Source organism: Acinetobacter septicus, assembly GCF_019355975.1.
Classification (GTDB): domain Bacteria; phylum Pseudomonadota; class Gammaproteobacteria; order Pseudomonadales; family Moraxellaceae; genus Acinetobacter; species Acinetobacter ursingii.
This window is the reverse complement of record NZ_CP079898.1, coordinates 2,655,188-2,667,088: the sequence shown is the minus strand read 5'-3', so window position 1 is coordinate 2,667,088 and position 11,901 is coordinate 2,655,188. Positions and strand designations below refer to the sequence as shown.

The following is an 11,901-nucleotide window of genomic DNA, read 5'->3' as shown; positions in this document are numbered from 1 at the left end:
AAAATCGTGCTTTTTATAAACAGTTATTCGATTGTTTTTCAATTTTCTCTTGTGTTAGTTGAAGATCTTGCTAAAATACGCTCCATCAAAACGATACAGTGTTAGAAAGTTTACTTTCCTCTGAATCCAGTCGAGTTTGAACAATTTTTGAAATTAATTTTTCTTTTTGCGTTCGGGTAAATCCTTAAAGCAATATTTTAAGTTTACTTATCCTCACTCAGGGTCGTTAGCTCAGTTGGTAGAGCAGCGGACTTTTAATCCGTTGGTCCCGCGTTCGAGTCGCGGACGACCCACCATTGATTGTTTTGATACTCCTAGCATAGCTTAAATGCTTGCTCAGGGTCGTTAGCTCAGTTGGTAGAGCAGCGGACTTTTAATCCGTTGGTCCCGCGTTCGAGTCGCGGACGACCCACCAGATTCTAAAAAGCCTCAACACATCATGTTGAGGCTTTTTTTATGGATACTTTATTTTTCAGCATGAATATTTCATGACATTCAATACGATCTAAAATCTAAATATTCGATTAATTTTATAAAAAATACCTGTTTTTACGATTTAAATAAATGCGTTATCTTGGTTCTCACATTAAGAGCTTTCTCATACCATTAAGAGGATCAAGACAATGAGTTTAATCAATACTGAAATCAAACCCTTTCAAGCTACTGCTTACCAAAATGGTCAATTTATTGATATTTCTGACGCTGATCTAAAAGGAAAATGGTCTGTAGTATTTTTCTATCCTGCTGACTTTACCTTTGTGTGCCCCACTGAACTTGAAGACCTTGCCGATCAATATGCAGAATTTCAGAAGCTAGGTGTTGAGATCTATTCTGTTTCTACAGATACTCACTTCACGCATAAAGCATGGCATGATACATCAGATGCGATTGGTAAAATCCAGTACGCCATGATTGGCGATCCGACTTGGACCATTTCTAAAAACTTTGAAGTTTTAATCGAAGCTGAAGGTCTGGCTGATCGAGGAACCTTTGTAATTGATCCAGAAGGTAAAATCCAAATCGTAGAGATCAATGCAGGGGGTATTGGTCGTGATGCTCAGGAATTACTACGCAAAGTCAAAGCAGCCGTTTATGTCTATAATCACCCGGGTGAAGTCTGCCCTGCCAAGTGGAAAGAAGGTGATGCAACGCTTGCGCCATCCATTGATCTGGTGGGTAAAATCTAAACCTGAGCCATCACATCACTGAATAGAGCTCGATCATTTTGTAGACCACGTCCTAACATGGAGGTGGTCTTGTTTTAAGACTCTAAGCAACACTGCTGCTTCAACACAGGAATCAGCCAACTCATAAACACATCCAGACGACGAGGTATATACTGACGATTAGGATACAGCACATTTAAAGGTAAGGCAGGACAAGTGTAATCACTTAAAATTTCTATCAATCTGCCCTGTTCCAGATCCTGACGCACATCATAATAAGGAATTTGAATAATTCCGAGTCCAGAACGTGCTGCCTGAATATAAGCCTCAGTATTATTGACACTTAATCGAGCCATTAATTTGACCCGCTCTTGCCCGTAAAAGAAGACACCCTGTTGCTCGCCTACGCCACTCGGGTAATTAATCATAATATGATTTTGTAAATCCTCTAATGTTTGCGGAACACCACAGCGCTGTAAATAAATTGGACTGGCACAATTCACCATTGCTAATAACCCGACAGATTTGGCAATCAGGCTGCTATTTTCAAGTGCTCCGACACGCACCACACAATCAACTTCTTGTTCCACCAGATTGGTTAAATGATCTGAACTATGCAGTTGAATTTTGATATCAGGATATTGTTGAAAAAAATCAGACAATGCAGGCACCACAATTTGATGCGAAATACGGCTCGGCATATCCACTTTTAAAATCCCCTGATAATCCTGATGATGAGTCTGAATCATCTGTCCTAGCAGTTGATAATCCATGAGAAGATTTTGACAATCAGGCAAAATTCGTTTTCCATCCTGAGTCAGACTCACCCGTCGTGTGGTTCGTTGAAATAATCGGACCTTGTAAAATGACTCCAGACTTTGAATGGCTGAAGTCACCGTAGATCGGGGTAAGTCCAACCGCAATGCTGCCTCACTAAAACTTTCCCTTTTGGCAACTTCTACAAAGATTTCAAATTGCTGTAAACGATCCATCTGATTGTTCGTGATTTCTGAATAGTGAAACTAAATTAGCATAATTGATGGTTACATGATTCAGAACTAGACTAATAAACATCCAAAAATAGTTCCATTAAAAGGAAAGAACATCATGGCGGCACAAACGTTAAAAGATAAAGTGGTTTTAATTACAGGCGGTGCGAAAAATTTAGGCGGACTAATCTCGCGTAAATTTGCAGAACAAGGAGCCAAACTGGCCATTCATTACAACAGTGAATCGAGCAAAGCTGATGCAGAAAAAACCTTGGCTGAGGTGAAAGCTTTAGGTATCGATGCAATTCTGCTACAAGCAGATCTCAGTTCAATTGATCGGATTGAAGAACTTTTTGTCAAAACTAAACAACATTTTGGTGGAATAGATATTGCCATTAATACTGTAGGCCGAGTTCTTAAAAAACCGATTGTGGATACCACCGAAGCTGAATTCGATTCGATGAGCGACATCAACTCCAAAATTGCCTATTTCTTTATTCAATCGGCAGGTCGTCATCTCAATGATGGTGGCAAAATCTGTACCATTGTGACCTCATTACTCGCAGCATATACAGGGCTTTATTCGACGTATGAGGGCTTAAAAGCACCAGTTGAACATTATACTCGCGCTGCATCTAAAGAGTTTGGTGAACGCGGTATTTCAGTGACTGCGGTGGCACCGGGTCCCATGGATACACCATTTTTCTATGGTCAGGAAGCACCAGAAGCCGTGGCTTATCATAAATCGGCTTCTGCGCTTGGCGGGCTTACCAAAATTGAAGATATCGAACCTTTAGTACGTTTTCTGGTGACAGAAGGCTGGTGGATTACAGGTCAAACGATTTTTGCCAACGGTGGTTATACCACACGTTAATCAAACTATCTTTTATAGGCTGAGGGCCCTCTTTCCTCAGCTTTTTTTTATGGTTGTAGAGCGATGCGATTCTGTTGATTATGCACAACGTTAAAATGATAAGTAGTTTGCAACATATTCAATGTTCTGGATAAGTCCTGAGTAGAATACGCACCAGAAACCAGAATTTTTTCCAGACTAGGGTCAATATCAATTTGTTGTTGATGATAGCGGGATAACTCAGTGATAAATTGTTTTAACGACATACTATGTACCACCAAAAGCTGCTGTCGCCAGAGTAGTGGCATATCACTATAATTTTCGTGATAGATCTGTTGTGCATCAAATCTCACGGTATGCTGTGCAGCAATATCCTGATAATCGGTAGCATAACGTGGTTGGGTACGTACAATACCCTGTTTGACGATCAGTTCAGTCTGGGTTGTTAAATGGCGCACATTAAACACCGTTCCCAGTGCCAATAAATCTCCATCTGCGGTATGTACCGTAAATGGTCGCTGCTGAATATCCTGATGTGTTTCAATATAAATTTCACCACGAGCAAGCTCAATACGGCGTTGATTGGCATTGTATTTCACACGAATCTTACTCTGACTATTTAGCCAAACTTGGCTGCCATCAGCCAAACTGAGCTGTTGCTGCTCTCCTATTTGCGTCTTATAAATATCAACCGAGTCAAAACAGAATAGATCAGGTGCATAGTCTTGTTGACGAATTCCCTGCACCGCATAAAGCGCAATGCATAGCGCAAACAAAATGAGGCTAAATTTAGTCGCAAATTGTGGTTTTGACTTGAGTTGCTGCATGGTTTGAGCCATGACCGTCTTGGGAACTAGACCTAATTTTTCATCAAACATGATGACATTTGCCCAGACCTCTTGATGCAATACGTCAGCAGCTAGCCATTGATCAAAGCATGTTTTTTGCTTTGCATCCAAAGCCTGTTCCTGCATCTGCATATACCATTCAGCAGCTTCACGATAGGCACGCTGTCTAGCACGATCTATTTTAGTCTTTAAAGGGATATTCATATAACAGCCAAAATATTAAAACTGGCATCATTCCATCGCCATAAAGCAAGCTGCCATGGCATGGGTTAAATCACGCTTAATCGTTGAAATTGAGATATCAAGTTGTTGTGCAATTTGGGCATAATTTAAACCCTGTAATTGTGACAGCATAAACACCTGCTTCTGCCGTTCTGGTAGTGCGTCGATAATGTCACATAACTCACATAAGGTTTCGATCCATAACATCTGCTCTTCTAGAGAAATGCTATGTTCAGGATAAGCGTCGGCTAAAGCACTCAAATAGGCTTGTTCAATTTTTTTGCGTCGATACAAATTAAACATCAAGCTTTTGGCGATAGTCGTCAGTAACGCCCGAGGCTCATAATAATAATAGTCAGCGTAACGGCTCATAATTTTGACAAAAGTATCCTGAGTCAAATCGGCTGCATCACAGTGATTACTCATTTTTTTACACAGCCAAGCATATAACCATGATTGATGTTCGCGATATAAACCATCAATGTGTTGATTGACTTGTTGTTTTGTCAAAATCTGATCGGAAAGCATCTTGCTAAACCAAAGAGAAAATAATAATAATTATCGATACTATGTGACGTTTTGTAAATAACTTAATCTTTATAATTTTTAAAACTATAAATTTCATACAGTTAATCAAAATAAAAAAATAAATAACGAATCTATGAGCTGTTTTTGATTCTCAGGTGATAAGGCTATAAGCAGAACATCTTTTGATCACAGACAATTTTTATGGGGAATCTTCATGTCAGCAGTATCTACTACACTTTTTCGATTTAAAAGTCCTTTAACCATCGCCATCCATTCGATCATGCTAGGCACCTTATTCAGTAGTTTTTCAACAATCTCTTTAGCCGCAGAAACAACCCCTGTTTTATCTAAGACTCAGTCTGTTCAAATTCGCGCAGGGAATCTAGATCAAGCTCTGGCACTATTTGCAGGCCAAACCAATTCAGAACTTTCTTATGATCCAATATTGGTCGCAGGTAAAAAGACACAAGGCTTAAATGGTCAATATACATTTGAACAAGGGATTACCCAATTATTAAAAGGAACTGGCTTAACTTTAGTGAAGCGTCAGGATGGTACGTGGGGCATCATTAATTCAAAAACTCAACCGCGTGAAGTGGGTCAGTTACAGTCGATTCATTCAACTGCAACACAGCAAGGTCAGAGATCTAATTCTGCACAGCTTCCACTGATAACAGTGACAGCAGACAATCCAACTTATACCTCACGTAAATCCACCAGTGCGACCAAGCTCAATCTGTCCCAGAAAGAAACGCCTCAATCTATTTCAGTCATTACCAGTCAACAGATACAAGACCAACATCTGACCTCGCTTGAAGATGTCATGGATCAAACGCCAGGTATTTCAGCCTTCAAACAAGGACAACGCGCCGCAGGCTATCGTACCTTTAGTGCTCGTGGTTTTTCCATTTCAAACTATTTACGCGATGGTATTCCCACGTCTTATGGGGCAACTTATGGCAAGGATATTGCCGCATTAGAAAATTCGGCAATCTATGAAAAAATTGAAGTCATTCGTGGTTCAACAGGATTAACCACTGGCTCAGGAAATCCAGCCGCCAGTATTAATTTAGTCCGGAAAAGACCAACTGATGATCTAAAAGGCTCTGTCCAAGTTTCAGCAGGGTTGTGGAACAATTATAGCAGCACAGTAGACGTATCAGGCCCACTGGATCAATCAGGTGATCTTAAAGGAAGAATGGTCATGTCCGCTCAGGAGGGAGACAACTGGCAAGATCGCTATGATTTTTCCGACAAACTCATATATGGTGCATTGGATTATGATGTCAGCGATAAAACGGTACTGACCAGTGCGTTAACTTATGAAAAAACACGTGCCAATGACGCAACAGCACAAGGTTTCCCTTTTTATACCCGAACCCAGACGGGTGTAATTAATTCAGTACAGACCATCTTTGACCGAAAGGATAATCCTGCAACAGATTTCGCCTATTCAGATACGGAACGTCTAAATATACTGGCAGGTGTCGAACACCAGTTTAATGACAACTGGAAAGGCGTTGCAAATTATAGCTACTCTGACTCGGAAATGGATCGTGTGGTGGGTGTGGCAGGTTCAACTTTCTTTGATCCAGACAAGGATCGAATGTCTATTGTCTATGGTCGTATTTATACTGCCCCTAAAGTCCATTCTTTAGACTTGTATACAACAGGGAAATTTACAGCATTCGACCATGAACATACGCTTTCATTTGGTGTAAATGGCTACACCCTCACAGATAAAAACTTATTTAAACTGGCTCGTAATGGCGTTGCATCCATTTCAAACTGGAATGGACAACCGATTAGTTACGGAGATATTCCATCCAAAGACTTGGCAACTGATGTTGACTCGAAACAACTGGGTATTTTTGGCGCGGCAAATCTGCAACTACTTGACCCGCTAAAATTAGTTTTAGGTAGCCGTTTGAGTTATTGGGAGCGTGACAATGGCCCAGAGAACAAACAAAAAGAAAATGGCGTGTTCACCCCTTATGCAGGTTTAATCTACGACATTAATCATTATCTATCTGCGTATGCCAGTTATACTTCGATTTTTAACCCATCATCACGCAAAGATATTGACAATAATTACCTCGATCCAGAACAAGGAAATACCTCTGAATTCGGTTTAAAATCTGAATTTTACGATGGTCTACTGAATACCAGTCTGGCTTATTTTATCTCAAAAATGGATACCTCGGTGGTTGGTGGTACTCAAGCAGATGGCTCGACCTATTATGTTCAAGCCAACGACACGAAAACCAAAGGCTGGGAATTGACCGTTGCAGGTGAAATCCTACCAAACTGGAATATTCAGGCAGGCTATACTTATACGGATGCCAAAGACAATAATGGTATTCGCTTAAATGCAGCAGAAATTCCTAAACAATTATTCAAATTATTTACCAGTTATAAAATTAATCAATTGACTGTCGGTGCTGGTGTGAATTGGCAAAGTGAAATATACAGTCAAGTTGCAAATCTAAAACCTTTGCAGCTACAGGAAGATCGACAAAAATCGTATGCACTGGTGAATGCGATGGCAAAATATCAAATTAATAAAGATATGGACGTTCGTATCAATTTGACCAATCTATTTGATAAAGAATATAAACAAAGCGTTTATAACGTCTATGGCGATCCAAGAAACTTTACCGCAACATTCACCTATAAATTCTAAATAATCAAAATGAGAGCACCCCCAATCAGAATGAATTACACTGATTTTGGGGCGCTCTTTATTTTCAGGATCTGTGTTTTTTATTGCAAGATTACAAAAAAGCATCAAGTACCGAGTTTAAGAACAAATGTCCCTGTTCCGTACAGGCAATACGTTCAGAATCAGCGACAAGTAATTTTTTCTGACGCAAACCATTTAGGGCAGGTTCTATTTCAGACAGGGATAAACCTGTGCGCTGTTCATAAAAATAGGTTGGCACACCCTCATTTAGACGTAACGCGTTCATCATAAATTCAAATGGCAATTCATCTACCTCAATCCGTTTCCATTGACCATGTTCAGCGGGTACTTTGGCGAGATAATCCTTAGGCAATCGGGTTTTTTGAAAACGATAAATGCCGTCAGATTGAGTCACTTTACCGTGCGCTCCTGCCCCGATCGCCAGATAATCGCCAAATTGCCAGTAATTTAAATTATGGGCAGACGGTCGCTCTTTACGCCATGCCGAAACCTCATAATTGATAAAGCCCTGTGCTTTTAAATATTGCTCGCCTTGTAATTGAATCTGTTCAAGGGTTTCATCCTGTGGCAAGACAGGTTGTGTTCTGAAAAATACGGTATTCGGTTCAATCGTGAGTTGATACCAACTGATATGCGTTGCGCCATGTTCAGTTGCAATCTTTAAATCAAGTAATGCCTGCTCTAAAGTTTGCTCAGGTAAGCCATGCATTAAATCAACATTAACACGCTCAAAACCTGCCTGTTTTGCCAGTTGAATCGCCTCAATCGCATTGGCAGAACTATGAATACGTCCCAATCGTTGTAAATGCTCCTGATTGAAACTTTGCACCCCAATTGACAAGCGATTAATCCCAGATTTTAAATAATCAGCAAAAGGATCATGTTCCACTGTTCCCGGATTAGCTTCCAAGGTAATTTCACAGCCTTGTTCAAACTCAAGCAAAGATCGTAATTGTGTAAATAACCATTGATAACCTTGTGCCGAAATCAGCGAAGGCGTTCCTCCACCGATGAACACACTGTGAATTTTACGTCCTTGAGCAAAATCAAGCTGTGTCTGAAAATCAGCCACTAATGCCTTTAAGTATTGTTGTTCAAGTTCCAATGACAATGCACCGTTGGGTACAGCATGCGAATTGAAGTCACAGTAAGGACATTTACGCACACACCACGGCATATGAATATATAAAGAAAGTGGAATTTGGGTAGGATCAAGTAAACCAGTCAAGAACAACGCTCAGGCAATACAACTGCATTAGTGTAACATGACTACCGCAATTCGTTGTGCCGAAGCGCGTTGAATTGCTTTAGACTGAAGTGAAATGAAGAATAATGACATGGAAAAACAATGCTCAAAATTAGTTCACAGTTGCTATTCTTTTTACCTCTAGCGCTAGGGATTGGCGTTGCGATGGCGATTCAAACGGCATTAAACACGCAGTTACGTAGTTATCTACATTCACCTTTACAAGCTGCTTTTTTATCTTTTTTAGTCGGTACAATTTTATTGGCGCTGATGGTTTTATTACAAAATCAGCCTAAACCTTCATTGCAACAACTCAGCCAAATCCCATGGTTTTTGTGGCTTGGTGGTTTTTTAGGGGTTTATGCGATTAGCCTGAGCATTTATACTGCACCCAAATTGGGTTTTCTCACATTATCTGGATTGATTATTTTTGGCCAACTGGCAATGTCATTATTGTTAGATCATTTTGGCTGGCTCGGGACAGAGAAAATGCCTGTCAATTGGCAACGCCTACTTGGGGCGATCATCATTTTCGTTGGAGTCTTGTTGACCTTACAACGATAATTTTCTTTTATAGATGAGTATTTTTTGTGTCAAATGTCGCGGGTTTCCGCTTTGAATTAAAACAATTGTTTCACTTAATGTGGCCGATTCTGATCACACAATTTGCCCAAGCAGGACTTGGTCTTATTGATACGATTATGGCAGGACATTTGTCTGCCAATGACTTAGCAGCCATTGCTGTAGGTGTCGGTTTATGGATGCCTGTCATGCTGCTGTTTAGTGCAATCATGATTGCCACCACACCATTAGTTGCAGAAGCCAAAGGTGCAAGAACACCTGAAAATATTCCAATCATCGTAAGGCAATCTTTGTGGGTCGCGTTTATTCTGGGCGTAATCGCCATGCTGATTTTACAGATCATGCCATTTTTGTTGCCATTACTCGGTGTGCCAGAAAGCTTGCAAGCGAAAGCAGGATTATTTTTACATGCCATTGGTTTTGGTATGCCTGCGGTAACCATGTATGCCGCATTACGCGGTTATTCTGAAGCTTTAGGTTATCCGCGCCCTGTGACGGTCATTAGCTTATTGGCGCTCGTAGTGTTGATTCCACTCAATTATCTGTTTATGTATGGAATCGGTCCTATTCCACACTTAGGGAGTGCAGGCTGTGGTTTTGCAACCGCAACGCTACAGTGGCTGATGTTTATAACTTTGGCCAATTATATTTATCGCGCCAAAGCTTATCGATCTACTCAAGTGTTTTCACATTGGGAAAAAATCAATCCTGTTTTAGTGAAACGAATTTTAAAACTGGGGCTTCCTATTGGATTGGCTGTATTTTTTGAAGTCAGTATTTTTAGTACAGGTGCAATTGTTTTAAGTCCACTCGGCGATACGCTGGTTGCTGCACATCAAATCGCGATGTCAGTCACCTCACAACTCTTTATGATCCCAATGTCACTCGCAATTGCACTGACCATTCGGGTGGGGATGTATTATGGGGAAAAAAACTGGGTAGCCATGCGTCATGTACAAAAACTGGGTTTAGCAACTGCGACTTTTTTTGCGATTTGCACCATGAGTTTAATATGGTTTGCCCGTCCACAAATTGTGGCCATTTATACTCAGGATCCTGCGGTATTTAACGTGGCTTTATATTTGTTATTGTTTGCAATGGCATATCAATTGATGGATGCATGGCAAGTAGGTGCGGCAGGCTGTCTGCGTGGCATGCAAGATACCAAAGGCCCGATGTGGATTACGTTGATTGCTTATTGGGTGATTGCATTTCCAGTCGGGATTTATCTGGCACGGGTTGCAAAGATGGGGCCTGCTGGAGTTTGGCTCGGACTTATTATTGGTCTCAGCATTGCTTGCGTTCTACTTTTGGCGCGGTTGTATAGCAATAATCGTAAACTTGCGGCACAACCATAGACTTGTTTCATCAGTCCCTTTTTCTTTTCCCTATATGAGAAAAATAAACAGGGTTTGAACAATGATGAAAGAAATCTGATCATCCAATATGTTTGATTTAAAAGAAAATGCCAATCGGATTTGATTGGCATTTTTATTACCTATTTTTTTATCAGGCTGACTTGGCTTTCGGACTGGCACCAATTTGCCAGACAAAAGGAAGTTCGGTTTGATTCACGATCCAGTCACCAATGACTTTTTCTTTATAAATAAGTGGATTATGTGAAGACACCGTTCGAGCATTACGCCAGAAACGATCGAGTTGCTTGGCTGTACTACTCGCAGAGGCACTGAGCGCGTTAAACAATTTAGTCGTAAGCTCTAGAACTAAATCAGCAATGACCACTTGCCCTTGTGCAGACTCCAATTCAGCATCAATGTTGGCCAGACGTTCTTTTTCATCAGATTCGGCAAAATGACTGAGATAAGCCCGTTGTAATGCTTCGGCTGTAGCTTGCGTAATTGCCTCACTAGCATAAGCCTGTGCAGATGCTTTTCCAATCACTTGTAGTACTTGTGGATCGTGTCGTGCCAGATCAGTATTGGCATGACTAAAAATACGTTTACGCTCACGAACTTCCTGACTAAAGGTGTCTACCGCAGCCTGAGCAATCCCCGACAACGTTGCCAGATGCACCACCTGATAAAAAGCGGTTTGATATTTAAAACGCTGATCAAAGGGAATAATATGTGCAGCAGGCAGTTCTACTTGTTCCAAACGGAGTGTTCCACTTCCTGTGGTTTTTTGACCGAAGCCATCCCAATCATCATCAACCTGAACCCCTGAAGCATGCCGATCAATCGCGGCAATCACATGCTGCTGACTGACTTCATCGTAGGCAAATAAATCGATCCAGTCTGCAAAAATACTGCCAGTTGAATAGTATTTTTCTCCATTGACCAGCAACTTACCTGTTGCTTCATCTTGCGTAATTCTCGTATTTACATCGCCAATCTGGACAGAACCCACTTCTGTCCATGCATTGCCAAAAATATCACCCGATACAAACCGTTCAAACCAGTCATTTTGTGGCTGCGTGCTATGTGCAACTAAACGATCTTCTACAAAAGCAAAGTGGCCACGTAATGCCTGTACGATATTAGAATCGGCTTGAGCTAATTCAGTCAATAATTGAAATAGCTGTGGCAATGACACACCTGCCCCGCCATAGGCAACAGGAACACGTAATGCACCGAAACCCGCCTGTTTTAACCATTGAATTTGCTCATAAGGCAACTGACGGCGTTGTTCACGTTCTAAGGCACCTGCTTCAATTTTGTTAAAAATAGGGCGGTACTTTGCAGCGACCGCCTCATAATCTGCGCCCAAAGAAAGCTGATCTTTAATTTGCTCAAACTGACTCAT

Annotated in this window: 10 protein-coding genes and 2 tRNA genes; 7 read left to right on the top strand and 5 right to left on the bottom strand. The window is 40.9% G+C overall.

Translation table 11 applies throughout. The features are described 5' to 3' along the window. Positions 1–220: 220 nt before the first annotated feature. The 3 genes from I6L31_RS12645 (at position 221) to ahpC (ending at position 1,187) form a co-directional block, all read left to right on the top strand. Positions 221–296 (top strand) — tRNA-Lys (locus I6L31_RS12645). 43 nt (positions 297–339) lie between these two features. After that, positions 340–415, top strand: a tRNA-Lys gene (locus I6L31_RS12640). 208 nt (positions 416–623) lie between these two features. Further along, entirely contained in the window at positions 624–1,187 is a 564-nt protein-coding gene (gene ahpC / locus I6L31_RS12635) for an alkyl hydroperoxide reductase subunit C (RefSeq protein ID WP_004991486.1), read from the top strand. 74 nt (positions 1,188–1,261) lie between these two features. Here the strand turns inward: ahpC and I6L31_RS12630 are convergent, their stop codons facing one another. Further along, positions 1,262–2,158, bottom strand: a complete 897-nt coding sequence (locus I6L31_RS12630) for a LysR family transcriptional regulator (protein ID WP_005001292.1) — start codon at positions 2,156–2,158, stop codon at positions 1,262–1,264. A gap of 115 nt (positions 2,159–2,273) precedes the next feature. On the opposite strand from I6L31_RS12630, the gene I6L31_RS12625 reads away from it, so the two are divergent. Then, complete coding sequence (locus I6L31_RS12625) at positions 2,274–3,029, top strand: SDR family oxidoreductase (RefSeq protein ID WP_004991488.1); 756 nt, start codon at positions 2,274–2,276, stop codon at positions 3,027–3,029. A gap of 47 nt (positions 3,030–3,076) precedes the next feature. On the opposite strand, the gene I6L31_RS12620 is transcribed toward I6L31_RS12625, so the two are convergent. Next, entirely contained in the window at positions 3,077–4,060 is a 984-nt protein-coding gene (locus tag I6L31_RS12620; protein ID WP_004991489.1) for a FecR family protein, read from the bottom strand. A 27-nt stretch (positions 4,061–4,087) separates the two neighbouring features. Beyond that, positions 4,088–4,606: a sigma-70 family RNA polymerase sigma factor gene (locus tag I6L31_RS12615; RefSeq protein WP_004991490.1), complete on the bottom strand. Its 519-nt coding sequence runs from the start codon at positions 4,604–4,606 to the stop codon at positions 4,088–4,090. 214 nt (positions 4,607–4,820) lie between these two features. Between I6L31_RS12615 and I6L31_RS12610 the strand changes: the two genes are divergently transcribed. After that, complete coding sequence (locus I6L31_RS12610; protein ID WP_004991491.1) at positions 4,821–7,289, top strand: TonB-dependent siderophore receptor; 2,469 nt, start codon at positions 4,821–4,823, stop codon at positions 7,287–7,289. A 91-nt stretch (positions 7,290–7,380) separates the two neighbouring features. Here I6L31_RS12610 and hemW read toward each other — a convergent pair whose 3' ends face one another. After that, positions 7,381–8,538 (bottom strand): radical SAM family heme chaperone HemW, encoded by a 1,158-nt coding sequence (hemW, locus tag I6L31_RS12605; protein ID WP_004991492.1) that lies wholly within the window; start codon positions 8,536–8,538, stop codon positions 7,381–7,383. A gap of 120 nt (positions 8,539–8,658) precedes the next feature. Between hemW and I6L31_RS12600 the strand changes: the two genes are divergently transcribed. Continuing rightward, positions 8,659–9,120 (top strand): DMT family transporter, encoded by a 462-nt coding sequence (locus I6L31_RS12600; RefSeq protein ID WP_004991493.1) that lies wholly within the window; start codon positions 8,659–8,661, stop codon positions 9,118–9,120. 26 nt (positions 9,121–9,146) lie between these two features. Then, positions 9,147–10,496, top strand: a complete 1,350-nt coding sequence (locus I6L31_RS12595) for an MATE family efflux transporter (RefSeq protein WP_005001291.1) — start codon at positions 9,147–9,149, stop codon at positions 10,494–10,496. 151 nt (positions 10,497–10,647) lie between these two features. Here I6L31_RS12595 and I6L31_RS12590 read toward each other — a convergent pair whose 3' ends face one another. Continuing rightward, on the bottom strand, positions 10,648–11,901 hold the full coding sequence (locus I6L31_RS12590; protein WP_026039853.1) for an acyl-CoA dehydrogenase family protein: 1,254 nt from the start codon (positions 11,899–11,901) through the stop codon (positions 10,648–10,650).

What these genes read in the sequence shown, in the direction of transcription:
- I6L31_RS12630 (WP_005001292.1), bottom strand. Translation starts at nt 2,158, where the DNA reads ATGGATCGTTTACAGCAATTTGAAATCTTTGTAGAAGTTGCCAAAAGG.
- I6L31_RS12590 (WP_026039853.1), bottom strand. Translation starts at nt 11,901, where the DNA reads ATGAGTCAGTTTGAGCAAATTAAAGATCAGCTTTCTTTGGGCGCAGAT.
- I6L31_RS12615 (WP_004991490.1), bottom strand. Translation starts at nt 4,606, where the DNA reads ATGCTTTCCGATCAGATTTTGACAAAACAACAAGTCAATCAACACATT.
- I6L31_RS12620 (WP_004991489.1), bottom strand. Translation starts at nt 4,060, where the DNA reads ATGAATATCCCTTTAAAGACTAAAATAGATCGTGCTAGACAGCGTGCC.
- I6L31_RS12600 (WP_004991493.1), top strand. Translation starts at nt 8,659, where the DNA reads ATGCTCAAAATTAGTTCACAGTTGCTATTCTTTTTACCTCTAGCGCTA.
- I6L31_RS12610 (WP_004991491.1), top strand. Translation starts at nt 4,821, where the DNA reads ATGTCAGCAGTATCTACTACACTTTTTCGATTTAAAAGTCCTTTAACC.
- ahpC (WP_004991486.1), top strand. Translation starts at nt 624, where the DNA reads ATGAGTTTAATCAATACTGAAATCAAACCCTTTCAAGCTACTGCTTAC.
- I6L31_RS12625 (WP_004991488.1), top strand. Translation starts at nt 2,274, where the DNA reads ATGGCGGCACAAACGTTAAAAGATAAAGTGGTTTTAATTACAGGCGGT.